The sequence below is a fragment of the Actinomyces sp. 2119 genome (assembly GCF_003591215.1).
In the GTDB taxonomy this organism is placed as follows: domain Bacteria; phylum Actinomycetota; class Actinomycetes; order Actinomycetales; family Actinomycetaceae; genus Actinomyces; species Actinomyces lilanjuaniae.
Genome location: NZ_QYRR01000005.1, coordinates 266862 through 291685, shown reverse-complemented (window position 1 = coordinate 291685; position 24824 = coordinate 266862). Strand labels below are relative to the sequence as shown.

The window sequence follows — 24824 nt, the reverse complement described above, 5'->3', positions numbered from 1 at the left end:
TCGTCTCACGCCTGGCCCCCTCCCGGTAGCATCCGGGCAGCCCGCTCCATCCAGCGCTCCGCCTCCTCCGCCCTGCGACGCCGCAGCGCACGCAGGGAGACCTCCTGTGCCAGCGCGGTGGCGTCGCTGAGTGCCAGGTTGCCGACCGAGGTGGTGACGCTGGTGGAGACCATGTCCAGGCGAAGACCCGCCAGGCCCCACCGCCGTGCCCAGGGCCCCTGCGTGATCCTGATCGACTGGACACGCTCATAAGGGACGACGCTGACCCTGCGCGTCCAGCGCGCGCCCCGGATAAGAACGCAGGTCTCGGTCAGGGCCACCGCGTCGCGCCGCCACGCCAGGGGCGAGAACAGCCGCGCGCGCCGGGGTACCCGGATGAGGCCACGCCCAGGCGCCCCGACCGGGGCGGAGGTGTCCCCCACGCCGTCGTCATCGCGTCCGCTCAGCACGCCATCGACCAGGGTGGGGGGACAGCCCGTCAGCCCCAGGTCGGGGACGACCATGCCCAGGGCGAGCAGAGCGGTCTGCCGGCTCCCGACGGGAAGCAGGCGGCTCTCCGAGACCAGCCTGGAGGAGCCGGCCTCCCCTGCCTCCTCCATGCCGGCTACGGAGGTCTCCACCGTCCACCAGTCCTTCCGCCGCCACAGGAGCGGCTGGGCCAGGCTCACGGCGTGGACGCGCCCGGGAGGCAGTGTCCGCGTAGTCTCAGAGGTCAGGCCGTAGCGCATGCGGATGCCCTGCGGGGTCGCCAGGGCACGGAAGCGCCACCCCCGGGTGAGACGCTGCCAGGCATAGGACCAGCAGATAACAGGAAAGGCGAGCATCCCCCACAGGTTGAGCAGCAGCGCCAGGGTCAGCTCGGTTCCGTCAAGAACGACAAGCGCGAGGACAACCGCAGCGTAGGAGACCGCTCCCAGCACCACCCCCACTGCCGCGACACTGCGCAGGATCGACCCGATGAGGACGCCCGTACCCACCTCGTAGAGAAACTGCTCCTGGTTGTCCCGGTGGCTGCCCCGCACCTGGTCGTCACGGCGGTCCCCGCCGGAGGCTCCCTGCCGTGAGGCCCTTGCCCCGCGCACCTCCTGCACCCGGGCCTGGGCGGGTGGCTGCTGGTGCAGGCCGGTAGTGCCGACCCCGGAGGCGGCTTGCCCGGCGGACACGTCCCCGGAGAGCTGTTCCAGGTGGTCCCCGGGAGGAGGACCGGCCTCGGTGAGGTGGCGGATCTGGTCACGCAGCGCGTTGAGCTCCCCGGTGCGCAGGAAGGAGATGACGACCCGGCTCCCCCGCCCGCCTGCCACCTCCACCGTGAGGCGGCCCAGTCCCAGCAGCCGCCCCAGCAGCGGGTAGACGGTGCTCACCGACTGGATACGGCTCAGACGAGCCACGCGTAGCCGACGCACCAGGATCCCGCTGCGCAGGTAGACGCCGTCGGCGTCCACCGCGTAGGAGCGGCGCCACCACGACACCAGGCCGAGCACCGCCCAGCCCAGCAGCAGGAGCGCGATCACGGCGAGAAGGTAGGGAAACGGCCCGCGCAGCACCGTTCCGTGCTCCCTGAGGTAGCGGTAGGCCGCCAGCGTCTCCTCAATGTTGCGCACGAGGATCACCGCGAGCACACCGGTCACGGTCTTCCAGCCCTCCAGGAAGGGCGTCACCACGGAGACCCGGTGCCAGACCACGTCACGCGGCTCGGCAGCCGCTGCGCCGCCCCGGCCCGGGGACCGGGCTCCGACGTCTCCCACTTCCCGAGCGGTGGTGGTCATGGGGGAGATCACAGCCCCGCCATCCTCTCCTCGCCCCGCTCAGACAGGACCTGGCGCAGGCGCTCAGCCTGGGCCAGCGGCAGCCCGTTGATCGTGGCGTCGGTGGAGGCGGAGGCCGTGTGGAGCCTGACCTCGGCAATACCCAGCCGAGCCGCCAGAGGTCCCTGGGAGACCTCGACAAGCTGCATCCTCCCGTAGGGGATGACCGACACCCGGCGGAACATCACTCCCCGCCGCCACAGGAGGTGGTCCTCCTCCAGGGCGTATCCCAGGGCACGGACCTGGCGCGGGATCAGCCACGCCTCCCAGGCGGCCAGCGCCACGGCAACAGCGGCCAGACCAGCCAGCCAGGGACTGACCAGGACCGCAAGCACCGTAGCAGCCACCAGGACCACGGCGTCAACAGCACTGTTGACCACCAGCCGGGCAGTCACCAGCCGTGGCGAGACCGGCTCGAAGACGACGTCCCACGGCGCCAGGGAGGCACCAGCCGCGCTGCTCATCACTCTCCTGACATCAGACTAGTCGCTGACTGCCGGTGCAGCGACGGACGCCGCAGCGCACAAGAGCCCGGGCAGCCCAGGCACTATGCCGCAGCACCACTAGGGGGCGGTGGACCGCTCCCCTGGGCATCGTCGTCGTCATCGGAGATGACGCACCAGTGCTCGACCAGAAAACCTACCACGGACCACAGGAGGCAGGCCAGGAGGCAGGCTGCCGCCATCCAGGCCAGGTGGCTCATTGCCGGGGATGAGGGGGACAGCAGCGCCAGGAGGAGCTGCCCGGCATAGACACCGCCCACGACCGCGCCCACAAGTGCCGAGGCCTGCGCCGCCGCGGCGGTCGTCGCCGCTGCGGTCGGCGTCATCCAGGTCCGCTCCCGCGAGCGCAGCCGCCGTACAGCCAGGCCGCATACCAGGACCGCCCCGGAGATGACCAGGGCAGCCACCGCCCCCCACGGGGTCAGGACAGGGACCGATCCCCGGTGCCGCAGCACCAGGTCGCTGAGCGCCCATCCTGCCACTGCTGCGGCAAGGAACACCGCCAGGGCGCTGGTCCGACGGACACGGCGCATCAGATACCGGGACGAGGAGCTGCGTCCTGGTCAGGTCCGCCGCCTCCGATGACCTCGTTCCACTGCAGAGGAGCCTCCCAGGGGTCCTGTCCCTCTGTCGGTCCCGAGGACAGGCTGCCGACGTCAGAGGCGTGGTCCTCCAGGACCACCTCGGCGGGCTCATGCGCCTGCGGTGACGACAGGTCCCCCTCCGGCGCCTGCTTCAGGGACTGCGGCTGTCGCGGTAGAGGTGGTGCGGACGGCGCCGGGGCGTCCTGCCCAGCCAGGTACTCGGCGGCCAGCCCCTCGTCCACGACGCGGCTCTCATCCCGCGTGGCCCCGTAGACGGGCTCTGCGGGTGCAGGCTCCTCCTGGGCGACCGGAGGCGCGACGTAGGGGCCGGTGGGCCTGTCAGGGATGTTGTCGGTGTCCAGCCAGTCGAAGGCGAGCCAGCGCAGCCCGGAGCGGTCCGGGGCGTAGTCAGCCAGCTCGGACACCGGCTGCCCGCCTAGCTCAGCGAAGGGGTCGGCCAGGCTCCAGGGAACCAGGACAAAGGCCCGTTCACGGGCGTGGGGGTGCGGTAGCGTCAGCCCGGGGTCGTCGGAGGAGACACCCTCCAGGGCCACCAGGTCCACGTCCAGGGTGCGCGGCCCCCAGCGCGTGGTGCGCACCCGGCCCGCGTCGCGCTCCAGCCCCTGGCACACCTCCAGCAGCTGCCTGGCAGACAGGGTGGTCAGCGCCGTCACCACCGTGTTGAGAAAATCGGGCTGAGGCTCGCTGCCCTCCGGCACGGCGGCGACGCTACGCGCCAGCGGAGCCACCTGCATGACCTGGATCCCCTCGGTGCGGCGCAGGGTGTGCACCGCCTGGCGCAGGGTGTCCAGCAGGTGACCCACGTTGGCACCCAGCGCGAAGACCACCCCCACCGGGCGCCCAGGCAGCTCTTCCAGCGGGTCAGCCGCCCCGCTAGCCGCTCCGGCGGAAACCGCCTCAGTCTCAGTCACGGGGAGGGGAGCGGGGGAGGCTAGGACCGTCTGCTCCGGGGAGGTGACCACCGGGCTGCCAGGCTCTTGCACCGCAGCGTCCTGGGCAGTATGGAAGACGGAGTCGGCTGGCTCGTCCTGAGCCAGGCTCCCGGCAGCCTCCAGGGTCTCCTGGGCAGCGGCATCCTCCTGGCCGAGGGCATCCTCCTGGCCAAGAGCACCACCCAGGGGCACGACGCCCTCGGCCACTGGCACGGCCTGAGTGAAGGCGGCAGACGGGGACAGGGGCGAGGACGGCACAGCCGGGGACACAGCAGAGGGGGACAGACTAGAGGAGGGCGGAAGACCGAGCCCGGAAGGGCCGGGCAGATCCGTACCAGCCGCTACCTCACCGTGGGAGGCAGGACTCGCCGAGGACGAGGAGGCGTGCCGCCCCTCGGCCGGGGGCTGGACCGCCAGGGCGGCAGTGGACAGGTCCTCGTCCCCCTCCTGGCCCCTCTCCGGGAACGGCTGCGCCGTCTCCTGCGCCGTCTCCTGCGAGGCCTCCTGCGCAGCACCGTTAACAGTGTTGTCAGCGGTGTCGTTGGCGGTGTCGTCAGCGGTGTCGCGGATCCAGGGATCAGGCGCCCAGGGGTCAGCAGGCGCTGCCTGCGCCCCAAGGACCGCAGCCTCACCCGGCACCTCCGCCACCACCTCACTGGCCGTGGCCTCGGACGTAGGCACGACCTGGTCAGCACCCGCCCAGGTGGGCCCAGAGGCAGCCTCCTGACTGGGGCCGACCTGCGCCGCTGAAGCCGCCGGGGCGCCGGAGGCCGCCCACGCCGCCTGGGTCACACTGGGACCACCCTGGACCACCGCGTCGTCAGCCACACGGTGGATCGTGACGGAGACATCCTCAAAGGCCACGTCCAGCGGCGCCTGGGGCTTGTGCACGGTCACCTCGACGGCAAGCACCCGGGGCACGCCGAGGACCTTCTCCGCGACACGGTCCGCCAGGGTCTCTAGCAGGCTGACCGGCTCCCCCTCGATCACGGTGACCACGGTCGTGGCCACAGCGGCGTAGTCCACGGCGTCGTCCAGGCTGTCGGTCACTGCCGCCACGGCCGTGCCGCGCTCCCCCAGGTCCAGGACGAGGTCGACGGTGAAGAGCTGGCCCTCCTCACGTTCAAAGGGCAGGACGCCGTGGTGCCCGCGGGCGGACAGCCCGACCAGGCGGATCCGGTCGGTGGTGGCTGTGACAGTGGTACTCACTGGTATTCCTTCCACAGGGAGGCGGTACGGAGGGCGTCCCGGTTGGCCGGGACCTCATGGACTCGCACAGCCCAGGCGCCAGCGGCAGCGGCCAGGGCTGTGGTTGCGGCGGTGACGGCGTCACGCTGGAGGGGCGTGGCACCCTCTGGTGCCGCCATCGTCAGGAAGCGCTTGCGCGAGGCCCCGACCAGCAGGGGCTGGTCCAGCTCGGCCACCAGGCGCGCGGTGCCTGCCAGGAGCTGCCAGGACTGGGTGTGAGTCTTGGCGAAGCCCAGGCCCGGGTCCACCACGACCTGGCTGCGGCGCGCACCCGCGGCGTCGAGATCGTCCAGGCGCTCCCGCAGCTCGGCAGCCACTCCCTCCAGGACCCCGTCCGGGTAGCTGGTCAGCCGGTCCATGGTCTGGGGGTCGCCACGCCAGTGCTGGCACACGTAGACCACACCCGTCTGCGCCACCAGGCGGTGCATGGCAGGATCGGCCAGCCCCCCGGAGACGTCATTGACGATGAGCGCACCGGCCTGGAGCGCCGCCTCAGCGGTCGAGGCGTGGACCGTGTCCACCGAGACGACAGCCCCCTGCCCGGCCAGCTCACGCACCACCGGCAGGACCCGGCCCATCTCCTCCTCCACCGTCACCGGTGCCGCGCCCGGCCGGGTGGACTCCCCGCCGACGTCCAGCAGGTCGGCCCCCTGGGCCAGCAGCTCGCGGGCACGGGCCAGGGCCGTCTCTGTGGTGGCCCAGCAGCCGCCGTCAGAGAAGGAGTCCGGGGTCACGTTGACCACGCCCATGAGGAGGGGCCGACCAGCCGCAAGCGTGTCCGGCAGAGGCGCCGGAGCCGGGGCGGTCAGCCTCGTCAGAGTGGTCAGAGAGGTCACGGACCCAGGCTAACGGGTGCTCCGCCCCCATGGGCGCACCACGGCGTTTTCAGCCCGTCGCGAGCCCGGGAGAGCTCCTCCCAAAGGAGGAGACCGGGCAGACAATCCGTTCCTTTGGCTCATAGGCAGGTCGGGAGGGGAGTCCTAGCGTTGAGGGCACCGGGCCAGAGGCGTCCGGCGAGATGTCCGTGCAGATGTCCCAAGAGAAGACCAAGAGAAAGGCAGGGCGATGTCAGTCGCTACAGGATTCCAGGCGGGGTCGTACGGGGGTGTCGGCCCTCAGCCGCAGGCTCCTGCCGTGCCCGGCCATGCTGGTCGGCGCGGTGAGACCGTGGTGGAGGCCCGGGGCCTGACCCGGGTCTACGGCAGCGGGGAGGCCCAGGTCATCGCCCTGGACGAGGTGAGCCTGGCCGTGCAGCGGGGCCAGTTCGTGGCGATCATGGGTGCCTCCGGGTCGGGCAAGTCCACCCTCCTGCACTGCCTGGCTGGGCTGGACGCACCCACGCAGGGCCAAGTCCTCATCGCCGGGCGCGACATCACCGCGATGAGGGACCAGGAGCTGACCACGCTGCGGCGCGACCAACTGGGGTTTGTCTTCCAGTCCTTCAACCTGCTGCCCACGCTCAGCGCGGAGGAGAACATCCTGCTGCCCCTGCGCCTGGCCCACCGCAAGCCCGACACGGACTGGTACAACGCCGTGGTGACCGTCCTGGGCATCGAGAACCGGCTGGAGCACCGCCCCTCCGAGCTCTCCGGAGGCCAGCAGCAGCGCGTGGCGGTGGCGCGGGCGCTTATCGGCCGCCCCGCAGTGGTCTTTGCCGACGAGCCCACCGGCGCCCTGGACACGGCCTCCTCGGCGGCGCTGCTGGACGTCCTGGCCCAGACCTGCCAGACCCTGGGACAAACCGTGGTCATGGTCACCCACGACCCGGAGGCCGCAGCCACCACCAGCCGCATCATCCGCCTGGCCGACGGGCGCATCACCCAGGACCAGGCCGTGGAGCGCCGCTCGGGCGCGCATGCGGCCAGCGCACCCGCCCCCGGCACAAACGCACCCGCCGCCCCCGGCACGCAGGCACAGGCGGCACAGGCTCCCGGGCACCAGGTCCGCGCAGCCGCCTCACCGGGCGGCGCCTCCTGGCGCCCCCGGCACGCAGCAGGGAGCCTGTGATGCCCGCCCTGCTTGACCTGCGGCGCACCGTGGCCGCCACCGTCGCGGTGGCCCTGAGCGCCGCCCTCATCGTGTTCTCCCTGGTGGTCACCGACACCTACACCACCCAGGCCTCCGCCGACGCCCGCACCAGCATCCACGGAGCCGACGTCGTGGTGACCAGCGAGGTAGCCACTCCCACCAGCAGTAACCGCATACCGACGGAGGTGGCCGAGGAGGTCGAGGCCCTGGACCAGGTGGCCTCCGTGCGCGGGGAGCACTGGAGTCTCTTGGACCTTGACCTTCCCGAGCAACTCAGGAACGGCGCTAACACGGACGTCATGGTCCTTGACCTGCCCGACCTGGACGGACCGACCAGCCTCACCGACGGGAGGCTGCCCCAGGCCACGGGCGAGTTGGCCATTGACACCACCCTGGCGCAGTCCCGGGGCCTCCGGGTGGGGGACACCCTCAACCTTGTCGCGTCCGCAGAAGAGGAGGGCGGTGAGGGTAGTGAGAGCAGCCTCAGCTCCAGCTCGACGGTGGTGGGCATCGTCTCGGCCGGGGCGGACAGCGGAGAGATGCTGGAATCGGGGGCCTCGCAGCATAACAAGATCTACGCGACCCCGGAGCAGCTGGAGGCCATAGGCGCCTCCACGGACTACTCCTTCCTCTACGTGACCGCCGCCCCGGGGGCTGACACGGCAGCCCTGCAGGAGGAGGTCGCCCAGGTGGTCCACACCTCCTCGGCTGAGGCTGATGTGGCCTCCGCCGAGGAGGTGGTGGTCCGGCGCACGGCAGAGAGCGCCGCCGGTGGCGGGATCATCACCACCCTGCTCAACCTGCTGGCCCTGGTGTGCGCCATGGTTGCCGGGATCGTCATCGCCACCACCTTTGCCACGCTGGTGGCACGCCAGACCCGCCAGGTCGGGCTGCTGCGCTGCGTGGGCGCCACCCGCCGCCAGGTCATGGGCTCGGTGCTGCGCACCGGCGCCCTCACCGGCCTGGTGGGCTCGGCAGCCGGGGCTGTCCTGGGCATCGCGGGCACGGCGCTCCTGGTCCGCGCCGGGGCCATGGAGCAGCTGGACGGCGCCAGCTTGACCATCTCACCCGCAGCCGTCCTCCTCGCCGTCATCGCCACCACGGTGGTGACCCTGGTGTCCGTCCTGCGGCCAGCGCGCCGGGCCGCCCGGGTCTCCCCCCTCATTGCCGTCACCGGCCAGGACCTCAACCGGGAGCACGCCAGCCGCAGGCGCCGCCGGGTGGCTGCCTTCGGGGCGCTCCTGCTGCTGGCCGGGCTGGTCACCACCGTCACCGGAATGTCCATACGGTCGATCAGCACCGCAGCCGCCGGAGGCGCGGTCCTGGTTATCGGTCTCCTGCTGGCCCTGCCGCTGCTGGTGACCGCCGGGGCGGCCCTCATCGAGCGCCTGTGCAGCGCCCAGCGTTTCCCCGTGCTCCACCTGGCCGCCCGCAACCTGGGCCGCAACCCCGGCCGCTCCGCCGCCAGCGCGGCGACCATCCTGGTGGGGGTCGGCGTGGGCGCGGTGCTCTTCACGGGCCTGTTCTCCTTCCAGTCCTCCTTCCAGAACATCCTGAACGACGTCTCCCAGAAGGACATCACCGTGCTGGGCGTGACGCCGGAGAACGAGGCCACAGTCACCTCCGCTGTCGCGGAGGCCGAGGGGGTGGAGTCCCTGACCACCGTGCCCGTCATTGACGTCACCCAGACCGTGGACGGGACCACCCAGGACCTGTCGGGCATCGCGGTGCTGGACACCGAGGCCATCAGCCCTGTGGTGTACTCCACCGCCGGCCTGGAGGACCTGGAGGACGGCGTGCTCATCGTCGGCGGCATCTACGGCATCCCCGACGGCACCACCGTCACCCTGACGGGGCCCGCTGGCAGCACGGAGGTCACCGCCCGTGTCCGCGAGGGCTGGGGTGCTGTGGTCACGCCCGGCACCGCCCAGCAGCTCACTGGGGGCACCGGGACCAACAGCATGGTGTGGGCACGCGCCACCGAGGGCAACACCCCAGGAGCCGCTGAGGCGAATATCCGCGAGGCCCTGCGCGGCCAGGAGGTCATGGTCGACGGCCGGGAGGACGCCTTCGCCACCGTCACCCACAACCTCAACCAGATCGTGCTCATGGTCTCGGTGGTCCTGGGCCTGTCCCTGGTCATCGCCCTGGTGGGCCTGGCCAACACCACCAGGGTCTCTATCCTGGAGCGCACCCGGGAGATCGGGGTCCTGCGTGCCATGGGCACTCAGCGCACCGAGGTCAGGCGCCTCGTGGTGGCCGAGAACGTCCTCACCGCCGGGCTGGGAGGGCTTCTAGGTATCGCTACGGGGACCCTTCTGGGAGCGGTAGGAATGATGACGATCATCAGCGCCATAACAGATGACCTGCCCACCGGGGAGAACAGCCAAGAGGCTGGCAGCATCGCCGTCTCCGTCCCGTTCCTGCCCCTGGTCATCACCCTGCTGGTGGCCCTGGCCGTGGGCGTGCTGGCCTCAATGCGCCCGGCGGGTGCCGCCAGCCGGGTGCCACCCGTCCAGGCCCTGGCCGTGGACTAGCGGGACCAGCCGCCGTGCGCGCACCCACCACACGACCCAGCCATCACCACCACCGGGACCTCCACGGGGACCAGCCTCGTGGAGGTCCTCGTGGAAGAAGACGCCCCGTACTTCCCATCCTTTCCATTTACTTCCCACTGTTTCCATGAAGGAGTCCCCCCTGATGCCCGCCCTGCTCGACCCCCGCCGCACCGTGGCCGCTATGGTGGCGGTAGCCATGAGCGCCGCCCTCATCACCTTTGCGCTCATCGCCTCCGACTCCTTCCGCGCCCAGCTCACCGCCAGTGCCCGGGCCAGCGTGGGTGAGGCCGACGCGATCGTGCTCGTGGACCCCAGGGACACCACGGCTGGCGGGCGGCTCTCCGCGCAGACGGTGCAGGAGGCCTCCCAGGCCGACGGGGCGGCAGCTGTTCGCCCCTACACCGAGGGCAACGTGTCGGTCCGCCACCACGGGGGCGTCTCCGACACCTCGGCGATCGTCCTGGACGTGCCGGAGCCGACGGGCGGCACCGAGCTGGTCCAGGGGCGCCTGCCGGAGGGGACCGGTGAGATCGCCGTGTCCCCCTTCTTCCTCCAGCACGAGGAGGAGCTGGGATCCGGTCCCGGCACCACAGTCGGCTCCACCATCACCCTGGCCTCCGGCGACCCGGGCTCCGGGCAGACCTCCACAGAGACCACCTCCACGGCAACCATCGTCGGCGTGGTCCAGCCCGGGGCTGAGATCACCCGCAACGACCCCAACGGCATCTCCCACATCTTTGCCACGGCCGAGGAGCAGGCTGAGCTGGGGCTCTCGCAAGACCCGGCCGTCCTCTACGTCACAGCACAGCCGGGAACCAGCGCAGGCGAGCTGGTCTCCACGCTCACCCAGGCCGTGACCGCCGTCCAGCCGGGCGCGGAGGTCTACACCGCCTCGGACATCATCACCATGCGTGCGCAGAACGCGGGCGCCACCAGCTCGAACGCGCTCAACCTGCTCCAGCTCATCACGCCGGTGTGCGCGGTGGTGGCCGGGATCGTCATCGCCACCACCTTCACCACCCTGGTGGCCCGCCAGACCCGCCAGGTCGGGCTGCTGCGCTGCGTGGGCGCCACCCGCCGCCAGGTCCTGGCCTCCGTGCTGCGCACCGCCACCCTCACCGGACTGGCCGGCTCCGTGGCCGGAGCCGCCGTCGGCACAGGCCTGGCCGCGCTGGTCATCAGCTCGGGGGTCATTGAAGGTGTGGGGACCGGCCACCTCACTGTGTCCTGGAGGTCCCTCGCCCTGGCCGTCCTCATCGGCACCGTGGTGACCCTGGTCTCCGTGCTGCGCCCTGCCCGCCAGGCCACCCGGGTCTCCCCGCTGGTGGCGCTGCGCGGTGAGGCCGCCGGGAGCGGCTCACCGCGCAGGCGCAGGCGGCTGGTCGCAGTGTCCGGGGCTGCCGTCATCATCCTGGGCCTGGGACTCCTCTGGGGTGGTGCCACGTGGCGGGCGCTGCAGGTCCTCGTCACCGGGGCCGTCGTGGTGGTCCTCGGCGTCATGATCCTCCTGCCGACGCTGGTCACCAGGGTCTCCCGCCTGGCCGAGGCCCTCAGTGGCGGCCCGCGCCGCCCCGTCCTCCAGCTGGCCACCCGCAACCTGGCCCGCAGCCCCCGGCGCTCGGCGGCCACCGCCGCCTCCCTGCTGGTCTGCGTGGCCGTGGCCGCTGCCATGGCCACGGGGGTGTCTGTCTTCACCGCCTCCTGGCAGCGCTATCTCAGCAGCAGGAGCCCTGTCGACATCATCGTCGGGGACCTGGCCGCAGGCCAGGACGCTGAGGCGCTTACTACCCAGGTCCAGGCGGTCGAGGGCGTGGAGACGGCTGTGGCCGTGCCGACCCTCGACGTGCAGATGACCTCAGCCTCGACAGAGGTCGATGAAGACGTCGACGACCAGACCGTCACCGTCATGGCGACCGACCAGGGGACGGTCTCCCCGGTCCTGCGCTCCCCGGAGGTGCTGGAGGGCCTGGACGACCACACGCTTGTCCTGGAGAGCGTCTACGAGATCCCCGACGGCACCCAGGTGACCCTCACCGGCCCGGAGGGCAGCACCGACCTCACGGTCCGCGTCAACCCGGGTGCCAGTGACGCTCTGGTCACGTCCGCAGTAGCCCAGCAGCTGGTCGGGGACGCCCCCACCGCCTCCACCCTGTGGGTACGCGCCAGCGGGGAGATCACCGACCAGGCACCGGCCGCAGCAGTGCGCGAGGCGCTTGAGGGCACCGGCCTCTACGTCGCTGACTTCATGGAGTCCCGCAGCGGCCTCACCGATGAGGTGGTCCAGGTAGCTGCAGCCGTGGGCGCCATGCTCGTTTTCACGCTGTTCATCGCCCTGTCCGGCATGGCCAGCACCACCTCCATGAGCGTCCTGGAACGCACCCGTGAGATCGGCGTGCTGCGCGCCACCGGAACCCAGCGCGCAGAGGTCCGCTCGCTCTTCGTCTCCGAGGGCGTCCTCACCACCCTCCTGGGCGGCGGCATCGGCCTTGTGCTGGGGTGTGGCGTCGGCATCGCGGGAGCCGCCGCCCTGCTCAACAACGGGGAGGGGAGCCCCCTGTCCGTCCCCGTGTGGCTGGCACCTGGACTGCTCATCATCCTCCTGGCTGCGGCGGCTGTGGGTGTGCTGGCCTCGCTGCGTCCTGCCGAGGCCGCCAGCCGGGTCCCGCCCGTCCAGGCGCTGGCCGTGGACTAGCAGGACCGGCCCCAGTCGCCGTGACCCCGTGAGCACCCGACGAACCAGCACGACAGGAAAACCGAAGCCCCAGAAAACAATAAAGGCCCCAAACAACCCCAAACAACAAGGAGTACCCCTGATGCCCGCCCTGCTCGACCTGCGCCGCACCGTGGCCGCCGTGGTAGCGGTGGCCATGAGTGCCGCCCTCATTGTGTTCTCCCTCATCGTCTCTGACTCCTTCCGCGCCCAGCTCACTGCGGACGCCTGGGCCAGCGTGGGTGAGGCCGACGTCGTGGCCGAGGCCTCCGCCACAGCAGACGAGGGGGTGTTCCCCGAGCAGGCCGTGCGCGACGTCTCCCAGGCCAACGGGGTGGCGGCGGTACGCCCCCAGATCCAGAGGCAGATGTGGGGAATCCCGCCGGGCGCGAACAGCGCCGACGTGTTCTCCCTGTTTGCGCTGGACGTGCCGGAGGTCTCGGGGGGCACCCGGCTGACTAGTGGCCGCCTGCCGGAGGGCGCCCAGGAGGTGGCGGTCTCCTCCACCTTCGCCCGGCAGTACAGCCTGGAGGTGGGCAGCACGACCACCCTGGCCCAGGGCCCACGCGGTGGCCCGGCCAGGACGACCACCACGGTGACCGTCGTAGGTATTATCCAGCCCAGCGCCGAGGTCGCTGCTGACGTCAGCTCCCTCCCTCTGGTCTTTACCACCGCCGAGGCACGCGCCGCGCTGGGGGTGCCCGAGGACCCCGCCTTCCTCTACATCACCGCCCGGCCGGGCACCAGCCCCGAGGAGCTGCGGGACACCGTCACCGAGGCGCTCCAGGCCACCCAGGCCGACGCGCAAGTCAGCACGGCCGCAGACGTGGTCACCTGGCGCGCCAGCACCTCCGGTGGGGGTGCTACCTCGACGGCGTTCCTGCTGCTGCGGCTGCTCACGCCGGTGTGTGCCGTGGTGGCCGGGATCGTCATCGCCACCACCTTCACCACCCTGGTGGCCCGCCAGACCCACCAGATCGGCCTGACCCGCTGCGTGGGCGCCAGCCGCCGCCAGGTCCTGGTCTCGGTGCTGCGCACCGGCCTGCTCTCCGGGGTGGTGGGCTCAGCAGCCGGGGCGGCCGCTGGCGCGGCCGTGGCCGCCACGGTGGTGCGCTCCGGGGTGGTGGAAGGGCTTGAGGCCCGGTACCTCACCGTGTCCTGGAGGTCCTTCGCCCTGGCCGTCCTCATCGGCACGGTGGTGACCCTGGTCTCCGTGCTGCGCCCGGCCCGCCAGGCCACCCGGGTCTCCCCGCTGGTGGCCCTGACTGGCCAGACCGCTGACACCAACGCACTGGGCAGGCGGCGGGTCGTGGTCGCCGCAGCAGGGGTGCTCATCGCCCTGGTCGGCTGCGGACTCACCTGGCAGGGCGTCACCGCGCGAGTGCTGGAGTACATTACGGCCGGAGCGGTGGTCACCGTGCTGGGGGTGATTGCTTCCCTGCCGCTGCTAGTGGTCGGCGCTTCCCGCCTGGCTGAGGTCCTCAGCGGGCGCGCGCGCCGCCCCATTCTCCAGCTGGCCGCCCGCAACCTGGCCCGCAACCCCGGACGGGCCGCCGCCACTGCCGCCTCCCTCCTGGTCTCCGTGGCCGTGGCCGCCACCCTGGCCACCGGCCTGTCCAGCGTTGACGCCTCCATGGAGGGCTACCTGGCCTCCGGCTCCCCGGTGGACATCCGCGTGGAGGGGATCACGGCTGAGCAGGACGCCACTGCCCTGGTCTCCCAGGTGGAGGCCGTCGAGGGCGTGGAGACCACCACGCTGGTCCCCCGCATCGAGGCCCAGGTCATCTCTAGTACTGCCGAGAGTGGCAGCAGCGCCGAGGATCCAGAAGACCCAGAAGGTGCTGGGGACCCGGACGACTCCTCCATGACCCTGGACGTCATTGACCGCGACGCCGTCGCCCCGGTCATCCGCTCCGACCAGGGCCTGGAGGGCCTGGACGACCACACCCTCATCGTCGGGGGCATCTACGGTCTGGAGGACGGCTCGGCCATCACGCTGTCCGGCCCGGCTGGCAGCGCCGAGCTCACCGTCCACGTGTCGGAGGAGGCGGGCACCGTCGTCACACCGGCAGTGGCCCAGCAGCTGGCCGGGGACGCCCCGACCAGCCTCTCCCTGTGGGCACGCGCCAGCGGTGACGGCTCTGACCAGGCACCGGCCACCGCGGTCCGTCAGGCCCTGGCGGGCTCCGGTCTCCTGGTCTTCACCTCCGCCGAGGGCAGGGCCTCCTTCACCCAGATGGTCCAGCAGGTCACCGTAGTCATTGGCGGGGTGCTCGTCTTCACGCTGCTTATCGCCCTGTCCGGTATGGCCAACACCGCGTCCGTGGGCGTGCTGGAGCGCACCCGTGAGATCGGGGTGCTGCGCGCCACCGGAACCCAGCGAGCAGAGGTCCGCCGCCTGTTCCTCACCGAGGGCCTCCTCACCGCCCTCCTGGGCGGAGCCATCGGCATCCTGCTGGGCTGCACGGTAGGTATCGCAGGGTCGGCTGCCCTGTTCGACTCGGAGTCCGGTGACAACCTGGTGATCCAGGTGCCCTGGCTGGTCCTGGCCGGGGCCTTCCTGGCTGCCGCAGCCGTGGGCGTGCTGGCCACCTGGCGTCCCGCTGAGGCTGCCAGCCGGGTCCCGCCCGTCCAGGCCCTGGCCGTGGAGTGAAGCAACCGGATCTGGTGACAGAGCCAAGACCTCGCAGTTTACTTCCAACCCATTGCGGCCCCGTGCTGCGCCTTATCGGTGCGGCACGGGGCCGCAAGGCATTTCCTGGCGTGCCACCGCTCCCCTTGCTAACAGCGCATGCGGACACGACAACCCGGTCTCCCCGCACGCCATATCCCACCTTTGCCGCGCTATATGTTCCGCGCCGACACCGTATGGAGTCAGGAACAACCAACACACTCACCCTTAAGGAGGAGGCACAGGAGAAGTTCCACCTTCTGCCCCATAACACTGCCCGAGGCGAGCACATAGTATTCAGGTATCAGAAGGAACGAAGACGGGAGCACGAGGGCAGCTACTTCATCTGGAATGAGATGCTGTCAGCCGCTCCCATCGGCACACCCCTTCTGACCTATTCACCATACCCCTCCCACCCGGGAGGTATATGGCAACCACACACCGACCGCCCCGGACTCAGGATACCCGGAGCAGAAAAGGAGGACACCATGTCCCAGTTCATCCGCCGCACCACCGCCCTGGCTGGCGCCGACTTCACCCAGGCCCTGCGCTCAGAGACCCACGCACCCACCGAGGGCGGCGAGCCCTTCGGCTGCCCCTTCAACTCCTTCACGTGTCACAGGCACTGCAAGAGCATCCCGGGGTACAGGGGGGGTTACTGCAAGGGCAGGCTCAACCAGACCTGCAAGTGCTACCGCTGAGCAGCGGAATGCCCATCCGACCCTGCCCTGTCCCACATACTGCAACCATGTGGGACAGGGCAGGGCGCGGCCCACGAGAGCAGATCAGAACCACACGCCGCAAGCCGACAGGGCACATAACCCTGGAAGAGAGAAAGAGAGAACCATGCCCCACTTTATCCGTCGCACCACCACTCTGGCTGGCGCCGACTTCACCCAGGCCCTGCGCTCAGAGACCCACGCGCCCACCGAGGGCGCCGAGCCCTTCGGCTGCCCCGCTCTTGAGTTTGTGTGCAACCGTCACTGCAGGAGCATCGCCCGCAATTACTACAAAGGTAAGTGCGTAGGCATGTTTAAACAAACTTGCAAATGCTTCTCCTACTAAAAACCTGGCCCCTCTCATCTTATGGATTGGGAGGGGCCAGGAAGCACCCCAACTAAGGTGCAGCAATTCACGAACCAACCCACCCCAAGCAACATACCGCATCTACACCAGCAGCCTCCATAGAAGCAGAAAACTGATCATCACCAGAAAAGGAAGAGAACCGTGCACCCGCTCATCCGCCGCACCACCGCCCTGGCTGGCGCCGACTTCGCCCAGGCCCTGCGCTCCGAGACCCACGCACCTGTCGAGGGCAGCGAGTCCTTCCCTTGCCTCGGTCATCCTGCTAGGTGCTTCGCCCACTGCCGCAAGGCCGGCTTCAGGGGAGGCTACTGCGTCCCCATTCGCCGCTGCGTCTGCTACTGACCCAGACTCCTGGCCCCTCCCAGGCCCCAAGACGAGAGGGGTCAGGAGCACCCCAACCAGCCTCGACCTGTCCAGGCCGACAGCCAATGTTTCCTAGCACCCCCGACCCGATTGAGACCTATCCATGACTACCCAGACCGATCCACCATGGAATGCCACCCCGGCGCTGCTGCGGTACAAGGAGGGAACCTGGCAGCAGGTCGATGAGAAGACCCTGGCCGACGAGCACGCCTCCGCAAACCTCATGTTCGTGCTCGCCCGTATCGCGGGCCTGCGCCCACCGTTCGGCCGCTCCGTCTTCACCGACGTGCTCCAGCGGACTCCCGGAACTGTTCTCAGCGGTGAGGAGATCACGCCCCAGGCCCAGGAGGGTGACGACCCCGGCACCCGCAGCCTGGAGAGCGCGGAGCGGCTCCTGGCCGCCTCACTGGCCCGCTACGGGGCCCGGGGCGCCGTCCAGTCAGCCCTGCCCGTGGACCACATGATCACCCGCTACCTCAGCGACATCACCTCACGGCAGCCGGAGACCTCCCCGCAGGGCGAGCAGAGGAGGAGCGCCACCGCCGTCGTCGACGCCCGGGGCGTGCGCGACCTCATCGGAGCCGTCGAGGGGGAGACGCGGGAGGAGGCGGGCAGCGCCTACCCTGCCTTCCTCCAGAGGCTGCTCAGGCGCGACAAGTCCCGCTCCTCCCAGCCCGGCCCCGTCCTGGCAGACGCTCCCGAAGCCTCCCCTGGCTCCCTTGACTCCGCTGACTCCACCGGGACGGCCCCGGAGGCTGCCGAGCCGGAGCTGAGCCTGGACCCCCAGTGGCTGGCTGGTGAGGCCATCCAGATGATCGACGTCGCCCGGATGGTCTCCCTGACCTCCTGGCAGGAGGCCGTCAAGGACCTGCCGCCCCGCACCAGCCAGCTGCTCTGGACCGCTGCGGAGGACCCGGCCACCAGCGCCCTCGCCCCCTACCGCCCCGCGCACGACCCGCAGGTGCTGGCGGCCTTCGCCCAGGTGCCAGCCACGCAGCGCGCCATCACCCTGCCCAACGGGCTGCGCACCCTGGACGCCGCCCTGTGCCAGCGCTACGGCCGCGACCCCGTGGACGACCATGCCGCCGCCCGGCTCCAGGCCGTCCGGGAGGCCCCCCGGGTCTGGCAGAGGTGGGAGGAGGAGCTGGCCCAGGGCAGCCTGGCCGCCCGGGGCCTCATTGACGCCGACGGCATGAGGCGCATCGGCCAGGACCCCTTCCTCAGACAGAAGTACGCGCTCAGCGTCAAGAAGACCGTAGAGACAGAAAGGTGGGTGACGTCATGGCTAGAGGCTGGCGGCTCGCTGACGGAATGAGCCTGACACACCTGAAGAACGGTGGCTGGACCCTCGCGGACCTGCACCGGCTGTCCGTCCACGAGATTGACGAGGACACCGGGACGGTCCTCCACGCCGCCGTGACTGGGGCGCCCGGTACCAGCTCCGACACGACCTCCGACTCCGCCTCCAGCTCTGCCTCCGAGCTCCTTGGGGCCGCAGTCGCCTCCGGGGTGCTCGTCGAGACGAAGGACCCCACAGCCTCCTCACCCACCGACGCAGACACCACGACACACAAGGAGACACAGCCATGACCGACATGATCACCATAACCCCCCTGCTCACCACCCTCCTGGCCCGGGCAGCCACCGGCACCCTGCTCGTCACTCTTCTTGCCGGAGGGGCCGTCGGCGTCCTGCTGGGCACCGCCGCCGCCAAGACCTGGGCTGCTGCGCAAGCCCGCCTGGCCTGGCCCCAGGGGGCGAACTTCCTGCGTCTCCACCTGTCCCTGGGCCTTGTCGTCTCGGTCGAGGTGCTTGCCTCTGCCGTGGCGCTCAGTCTGCCCAGCCTGCGCCTGGCCTGCCTGGTGCTCGCCGCCGTCTACGCCGCCTTCGTGGTGGGCGCCACGACTCTGAGAGGGCAGGAGTGCGGCTGCTTTGGCGTGGAGGGCATGACGGTCGGCCCCCTCCACATCTGGGGGTGCGCCCTGACCTCCGCCGCCCTGGGACTGGCTGCCCTCCTAGGGGACGGCCTCACCGCTGCCCGCCCCGCCCGCCTGGCCGCCGCCGTGGCCACCGCCCTGGTCATGACGCTGGCCCTCCAGCTCCTGCGCGGGCGCGAGTCCGCCAGCGCCCGGGCCAGCCAGGAGCACCACGACCGCCTCCTGGTGGTCCTCTCCCCCACCTGCCCGGCCTGCTCCGCCCTGAAGATCATGGAGAACCACGACGTCAGCGACACCGAGGCGGCAGGCACGGTCAGCTGGGTGGACCAGGACTCCCAGCCTGCTGCCGCTCTGCGCCAGGCTGGGGTGGACATCTCCTCCTTCCCGGCCGTGGTCTCCCTGGACAGTTCCAACCCCGCCGGGGCACAGGTGCGCTCCGGGCTCCAGGAGTGCAGGGAGGTGCTTCAGTCATGGCGGCAGCGTCACCTGGTCCCACAGGCGTAGGCACCGCTGGGCGGCGGGTGCTGTCCCGCTCCAGCGCCACCGGCCGGGCGCTGCGGGCCATGACCCCCTCGGTGATCATCATCACCATCCTGCTGGCCATCCAGTCCGGCCTGGCCACCGTCTCCCCGCTCATGCTCCAGCGCGTCATCGACGGCACCCGGCCCGGCGCCTCCCTGGCCTCAGCGGTCGTCATCCCCGCGCTGCTGGCCGCCGGTGCCGCACTGGCCAGCACGGCAGCCAACGTGATCGAGCAGCGTGTCACGGCCTCCACCGGGCAGCGATTCCAGGAACGGCTGCGCGTGCTCATGCTCGGTAAGCTCACCCGGCTTCCCTCCTCAGCCGTGGGAGCCGAGCCCAGCGGCGCCATGCTCTCCCGTATCACCAACGACACAGAGCAGGCACAGTCCTTTGTCTCCAGCATCCTGCCCCAGGTCTTCGGGCTCATCACCCGCCTGGTGGTCCTAGTCACCATCATGTCCTCACGCTCGGTCACCATCACCCTGGTCGTCCTGGGCCTGGGGCTGGTCCTCATCCTGCCCACCGAGGGGGTCTCACGCAGGCTCGCCGCCACCACCGACCGCATGCTCGACGCCATGTCCTCCTTCAGCGGCACCGTCATGGAGCGCACGGGCGTGGCCGGGCACCTGTTCTCCCGCACGGTGGCCGACACCGAGGTGGACCAGCAGCAGGCCAGGCAGACCGCCGCAGAGGTCCGGCGCACCTACACGCGCATGATCACCATCGAGACAGCCTTCTCCTCCTCCCTGGACCTGGCGGGCTCCCTGGGGACGGTGGCCATCCTTGTCATCGGGGGGCACAGCGTGATCCGCGGGGAGATGACGGTCGGCTCCCTGGCCGCCCTCATCACCCTGGCTCCCCAGCTCTACGAGCCGCTCCAGTCCGCCTCCGGGATACGCACCGCGCTGGCCTCCACCTGGGCCGCGCTCGTGCGCGTCCACGGCTTCCTGGAGAAGGACGAGGAATGGTACGAGCCGCCGGCAGAGCCCGTGGACGTGCTGGACACCGGCTCACTCATCGTCCGGGAGGTCGACTTCTCCGTCCCCAACGACTCGGGTACCACCACCCTGCTCCACTCAGTCAGCCTTACGGCGCGCTGCGGGGAGATCGTCAGCGTGGTGGGCCCCTCCGGCTCGGGCAAGTCCACCCTGCTCAGCCTCATCGCCGGGGCCAACCGACCCGAGCGCGGTCACATCACCTTTGGCGGCCTCTCCCCCGCGGACACGGGCTCCGCCAGGTGGAACCGCATCGTCCAGCTCTGCCCCCAGGACCCGTTCTTCCGCAGCGCCACCCTGCTGGAGAACTTCACCCTGGCCCGTCCGGGAATCCGTGAGGACCAGGTGGACAGACTCTGCCGCCAGATGGGCCTGGACCTCTCCCGGCTGGGCGACCGCACCGGGATGACCACCATGATGGGTGAGCACGGCATGCGGGTCAGCGGGGGCGAGCGCGCCCGCCTGGCTGTCGCACGGATGCTGGCCCTCTCGCCCCGAGTGCTCCTGCTCGATGAGCCCACCGCTGCCCTGGACGACGAGTCCACCCAACGGTTCATCAGTGTGCTGCTGACCCTGCGGCGCAACCACTGCGTCATCGTCACCACCCACGACGCCAGGCTGTCCACCGTGACCGACCGCACCTACCGCATGGAGGACGGGCGGCTCAGCGAGATGCGCCCCGCACGCGCCTCCGCCCTGGCAGGGGCGGGAGACCGGCTGCCATGAGGCACGACGCCACCCCGCAGCCCCCGGACGCCGCCGCCGTTCAGGTCGCCGCGCAGGCCAGCCTCCCACCCGCCGCGCCGGTCTCGGTCCGGGCGGTGTCGGCCGGGCTGGACCGGCTGGCCGTCCACACGCTCACCCTGCCGTGCGGTAGGCAGGCCGTCCTGGAGGCGCCCGCCTACCGCAGCCTCCCCCGTGCCCGGCTGGACCTCATCAGGCACCGGGGCACGGCCTACGACCGCCTCTGCGGGGACACTATCCCCTCACCTGTGCCCACCGGCTACGCCGGAGCCGTGGAGGGCGAAGCCCGCACCCTGCTCTCGCAGCAGGCCAGCGGGCTGCCCCTGCCCCACGGCCCCGGCGGATGGGTGGTCGCCCACCACCAGGACGACGGGCACGTCACCGTACGCCTCCACGAGCACGACGAGCACCACGAGCACGCTGCCGCCGCCCCCACCACCTGGGGCACCAGCACCCGCTCGCTGCTGGGCCTGCGAAGCAACCCGGCGCAGGAAACCCGCCTGTGGCGGCTGGGCGACCAGGTGGTCTGGCTGCGCCAGGAGCACAGCCCCTCCTCCTCCGCCCTCGTGAGGAGCCGTGACGACCGCGCCTGGCCGCAGGCGCTGGTGACCGAGCTCTTTGAGGCCGCCCTGTGCACCGTCATGGTCGGCCCCCGCCCCCTGCCCGGCCTGCCCAGGGGGGTCGTGGTGCTCCTGGAGACGCAGGAGCCAAGCACCCAGGGGCCAGGAGCCCAGGAGACGGAGGCCCGGAAGACACCGGGGACGCTGGTGGTCGGCCTGGCTCAGACGCCCCGGGAGCTGTCCGCCTTCCTCCACGAGGACCATGTCCCCCACCATCTGGTCGCCCCAGGCCCCGACGGCACCTGGTCCCCCTCCCTGGTCGGGGACCTCCCCCGGGGCTCGGTAGCCCACCAGCACCTGAGCGGCCAGCCCGTAGTGGTCTTTACCGAGCGCCTGGAGACCGCCACCACCTCCTACCGGGTGAGCGACGGCAGCGTCCTGGCCCGCGTCGAGGCCCGGGTGGACCACTACACGGGCGTACCCGGGCTCAGCGGCGCGTGGGTGGAGCACGCGGAGCCCCACCTCCTGCGGTGGGCCACCGGGTCGTGGAGCGACGGCACAGCCGTGACCCACCTCCAGGAGGAGGCCGACGGCGTGGTCACGGTCATGACCCAGGGGGGCCAGGGGCACCAGGAGGTCCCCATGGTCCCCGGCGCCTGGCAGGTCAGCCCCGTCGTACGCGACGACCCGCCCGTACCCCCACCGCCCCCAGCCGCGCACCCGCATACTCCCGTCCTGTGGTGCCCCTCCGTGCAGGACCCGGTAGCCGGGCGGCCCGGGCTGCTCCTGGCACGGCGGGAGGAGGGGCACGTGGTCGAGGTGGTGACCAGCGACCCAGCGGGCACGCAGACGCCCCTGGTGTGGTTCGACGACTCCGGTGACCTCCCGGCGGCACCCGTGGGCGGCCGGGGCGTGCGCCACGGCGTCGACCTGGGCACCCTGCCCGTGGGGGACGCGGCCTGGTGCCACGCAGGGACGCGGCCGGTTGTGCGCGTGGGTATCGACTACCACCACCTGGCAGCCCTGGAGCCGGAGGGGCTTCTCTCCGAGCTGCATCAGGCATGGCGCGCGGCGCTGGTGGTCATCAGCACCGAGCTCGGGGACGGTCCAGGTAGCGCCCAGGACACCCCCTTCCTGGGCGGGCACAGCTTTGGTGCGGCGCTGGCGGCCGTCGCCGTGCTGCGCGGCCTGTGCTCACCGGCGGGTGCCCTTCTGCGCAGCGGCGCCTACGACCGCTACGCGACCCCGCACGGCTTTGAGCACGACCACCGCACGGCCGCCTCACACCCGGGGCTCTACCGCGTCATGAGCGTGCTCCCCCGGGCGGGCGCGCACCGGGGCACCCCCTTCCTCATCAGCTGCGGCGGCAGCGACCAGAACTCCGCTACCACCCCGCAGCAGTCTCTGGCCCTCCACGAGAACCTCCTGGCCGCGCAGGCCGACACCATGCTGGCCGTCTTCCCCGAGGAGGGGCACGTCTTCTCCTCCCGGCAGGCACTCCTAGAGCGCCGACACCTGGAGGAGGAGTGGATGCGCAGCCACCCTCCCCACAGCCGCCCAGTCCACACAGCCCGGCCGGACCCGACAAGCCCGGGCCAGACGCACCAGCAGCAGGACGACCCGCACCCCACAGAAAGGAACTCACAGCCATGAACCACCGCACCCGCACGGACATCAGGCAGTCCGTACGCACCGTCCTGTCCTCACGGCAGCAAGGAGGGATGAGGGGGTGGCTGCCCCGCACCGGCCAGCCCTCCCCCAGGCCCCGCAACCAGGTCGAGGCCGAGCTCCTCCAGCTGCGCCGCGCCCTGGTCAAGGAGGGCAGTGAACTGTCCGGTGACATTGAGAAGGACGCCGCGCTCGTGCTCGCCGCCCGCAGACAGGGCCACCGGGTGGACCTCGTCATCGGCCGGGAGATCGCCCCGCCGGACCAGGACTGCCGGTACGTGTCCTGGGTGGAGCACAACGAGTCAGTCATCCTTACCGTGGCGCCGGTGCGCGAGCTCTACGAGGAGGTCGCCCGATGGTGAACCCGAACCGCCCCCGCGCACGGACCCGACACGCATGCGTGGTCCGGGACGTCCCGGGACGCGAGGCGGCAGCCCGGCGGCCCGCCTGGCTGCCGGTGCGCTCCCTGGCCGCTGTGCTCACGCTCCTGGCGGTCTGGACCGCCCCCGCCCTGGCACTCCAGCCCCCGCCGGGCCAGGGTCCCGCCCAGCAGCACGCTGAGAGCCCTAGCAGCCCCGGCAGCCTCGATCCTCCTGGGGAGGACCCCCTTGCCGCCCAGCAGTGGTATCTGGACTGGCGCGAGGGCACGGTCTCGCAGGAGGACGGACAGGGGGTCTCCGTCGGAGTCATGGACAGCGGGGTCGATGCCACCCACCCCGAGATCGCCTCGTCCTACGACGCTGAGCGCAGCCGGTCTTTCCTCCCCTCCGACTGCACACCGGGCAGCGAGTGCCCCGACCTCGACCCGGCGCACGACCCCTACGGCCACGGCACCGAGATCGCCGGGCTCATCACCGCCGACGTAGACGGGCACGGCATCGTGGGTGCCGCCCCCGGTGCCAGCATCGTCAGCCTCAAGGCCGGTGACGCGACAGGCCGCTTCTACGCCGAGGCCGTCGCCCAGGCCCTCAGGTACGCGGCGGACACGGGCCTGGACGTCCTTGTCCTCAGCTTTACCACCGACCCCTGGTTCCGCTACTGCCCCGACGCCCCAGGTGACACCGACCAGGAGCGCCAGGAACAGGCTCAGGACCTGGCTACCATCACCTCCGCCCTGGAGTACGCAGCCCACCACGGTGTCATCATGGTGGCTGCCGCCGGCAACGAGTCCTTCGACCTCGACCAGGGCACCGCAGACTCCTCCTCCATCGGATGGTCCGGGCAGGGCGAGCGCCCGGTCACCGACCAGTGCGTGACCATGCCCGCCCAGTCTGAGCACGTCCTCACCGTGGGCGCCCTCGACCCGGCGGGAGCCCGGACCTTCTACTCCAACGTGGGCAGCGCGGTTGACATCGCCGCGCCCGGCGGCGCACCCGTCTGGTACGACGACACCGACACACCGCACGGGCTGGAGTCCGCGATCCTCACTACCGCACCCACAGATGTCGTCCGCAGCGGGGGCACCGACGAGGAGGGGGTCTCGCTGCTGCCCGACGTGGTCTCCGACTGCGGCGAGGGGGGCCAGCGGTGCCGCTACTACTGGTACCGCAGCGGGACCTCCTTCGCCACCCCGCTGGCTGCTGCTGCGGTGGCCGTCCTCCTGTCCCAGGGTGTCCCCGCTCCACAGGCGCCAGGTCTTCTCCTCGACCTGGCCGCACCCGCAGCCTGCCCAGCCCCGGCCGACCAGGACCTGCCCTGCCGGGAGAGCCCGGACCACCCCGGACCGACCACCACCTGGTACGGCCGGGGCAGGCTGCGGCTGCCGACCGTACCGCCAGTGGGCACGGGCGACCATGACGAGGCGGACCAGACAGGCCAGCCACGTCAGCACTGAGGCGGGTAGCTCAAAAGGACGGAAAGACAGGAGACGGCCAGCTGGCGGGTCAGGA

19 protein-coding genes are annotated in these 24824 nt (G+C 71.0%); 14 read left to right on the top strand and 5 right to left on the bottom strand.

The window, feature by feature from the left end; genetic code table 11:
- Positions 1-5: 5 nt before the first annotated feature.
- From D4740_RS08015 to folP, 5 genes are all read right to left on the bottom strand, one after another.
- Positions 6-1766: a PH domain-containing protein gene (locus tag D4740_RS08015; protein ID WP_119836444.1), complete on the bottom strand. Its 1761-nt coding sequence runs from the start codon at positions 1764-1766 to the stop codon at positions 6-8.
- A gap of 8 nt (positions 1767-1774) precedes the next feature.
- Complete coding sequence (locus D4740_RS08010) at positions 1775-2269, bottom strand: PH domain-containing protein (protein WP_119836399.1); 495 nt, start codon at positions 2267-2269, stop codon at positions 1775-1777.
- Between the two features lie 83 nt (positions 2270-2352).
- The gene (locus D4740_RS08005) at positions 2353-2841 is read right to left on the bottom strand and encodes a DUF3180 family protein (protein WP_119836398.1); all 489 of its coding nucleotides are present in this window, start codon (positions 2839-2841) and stop codon (positions 2353-2355) included.
- The gene (gene folK / locus D4740_RS08000) at positions 2841-5054 is read right to left on the bottom strand and encodes a 2-amino-4-hydroxy-6-hydroxymethyldihydropteridine diphosphokinase (protein ID WP_119836397.1); all 2214 of its coding nucleotides are present in this window, start codon (positions 5052-5054) and stop codon (positions 2841-2843) included. Before folK ends, D4740_RS08005 begins: the two co-directional genes overlap by 1 nt.
- Positions 5051-5911, bottom strand: coding sequence for a dihydropteroate synthase (gene folP / locus D4740_RS07995; RefSeq protein WP_119836443.1), 861 nt, complete (start codon positions 5909-5911; stop codon positions 5051-5053). The genes folK and folP overlap by 4 nt, the downstream gene beginning before the upstream one ends.
- A 247-nt stretch (positions 5912-6158) precedes the next feature.
- Here folP and D4740_RS07990 point away from each other — a divergent pair, with 247 nt between their 5' ends.
- The 14 genes from D4740_RS07990 (at position 6159) to D4740_RS07925 (ending at position 24769) form a co-directional block, all read left to right on the top strand.
- Positions 6159-7100: an ABC transporter ATP-binding protein gene (locus D4740_RS07990; protein ID WP_119836396.1), complete on the top strand. Its 942-nt coding sequence runs from the start codon at positions 6159-6161 to the stop codon at positions 7098-7100.
- The gene (locus D4740_RS07985) at positions 7100-9658 is read left to right on the top strand and encodes an FtsX-like permease family protein (protein ID WP_119836395.1); all 2559 of its coding nucleotides are present in this window, start codon (positions 7100-7102) and stop codon (positions 9656-9658) included. Before D4740_RS07990 ends, D4740_RS07985 begins: the two co-directional genes overlap by 1 nt.
- Positions 9659-9803: 145 nt before the next feature.
- A complete protein-coding gene (locus D4740_RS07980) occupies positions 9804-12371 on the top strand; it encodes an FtsX-like permease family protein (RefSeq protein WP_259390739.1) in 2568 nt (855 codons plus the stop codon).
- Between the two features lie 121 nt (positions 12372-12492).
- Entirely contained in the window at positions 12493-15042 is a 2550-nt protein-coding gene (locus tag D4740_RS07975) for an FtsX-like permease family protein (protein WP_119836393.1), read from the top strand.
- A 506-nt stretch (positions 15043-15548) separates the two neighbouring features.
- A complete protein-coding gene (locus D4740_RS07970) occupies positions 15549-15761 on the top strand; it encodes an actinodefensin (RefSeq protein ID WP_119836392.1) in 213 nt (70 codons plus the stop codon).
- 145 nt (positions 15762-15906) lie between these two features.
- Positions 15907-16125, top strand: a complete 219-nt coding sequence (locus tag D4740_RS07965; protein ID WP_119836391.1) for an actinodefensin — start codon at positions 15907-15909, stop codon at positions 16123-16125.
- A 162-nt stretch (positions 16126-16287) separates the two neighbouring features.
- Complete coding sequence (locus tag D4740_RS07960) at positions 16288-16488, top strand: actinodefensin (protein ID WP_119836390.1); 201 nt, start codon at positions 16288-16290, stop codon at positions 16486-16488.
- A gap of 124 nt (positions 16489-16612) precedes the next feature.
- Entirely contained in the window at positions 16613-17824 is a 1212-nt protein-coding gene (gene adfA, locus D4740_RS07955; RefSeq protein WP_119836389.1) for an actinodefensin-associated protein A, read from the top strand.
- Positions 17821-18099: an actinodefensin-associated protein B gene (gene adfB, locus D4740_RS07950; protein ID WP_119836388.1), complete on the top strand. Its 279-nt coding sequence runs from the start codon at positions 17821-17823 to the stop codon at positions 18097-18099. The genes adfA and adfB overlap by 4 nt, the downstream gene beginning before the upstream one ends.
- Complete coding sequence (locus D4740_RS07945) at positions 18096-18950, top strand: hypothetical protein (protein WP_259390738.1); 855 nt, start codon at positions 18096-18098, stop codon at positions 18948-18950. The genes adfB and D4740_RS07945 overlap by 4 nt, the downstream gene beginning before the upstream one ends.
- Positions 18917-20689 (top strand): ABC transporter ATP-binding protein, encoded by a 1773-nt coding sequence (locus tag D4740_RS07940; protein WP_119836387.1) that lies wholly within the window; start codon positions 18917-18919, stop codon positions 20687-20689. The genes D4740_RS07945 and D4740_RS07940 overlap by 34 nt, the downstream gene beginning before the upstream one ends.
- A complete protein-coding gene (locus D4740_RS07935; protein WP_119836386.1) occupies positions 20686-22920 on the top strand; it encodes a prolyl oligopeptidase family serine peptidase in 2235 nt (744 codons plus the stop codon). The genes D4740_RS07940 and D4740_RS07935 overlap by 4 nt, the downstream gene beginning before the upstream one ends.
- A complete protein-coding gene (locus tag D4740_RS07930) occupies positions 22917-23297 on the top strand; it encodes a hypothetical protein (protein ID WP_119836385.1) in 381 nt (126 codons plus the stop codon). The genes D4740_RS07935 and D4740_RS07930 overlap by 4 nt, the downstream gene beginning before the upstream one ends.
- The gene (locus tag D4740_RS07925) at positions 23291-24769 is read left to right on the top strand and encodes a S8 family serine peptidase (protein WP_147392879.1); all 1479 of its coding nucleotides are present in this window, start codon (positions 23291-23293) and stop codon (positions 24767-24769) included. Before D4740_RS07930 ends, D4740_RS07925 begins: the two co-directional genes overlap by 7 nt.
- The last annotated feature ends 55 nt before the right edge of the window (positions 24770-24824 follow it).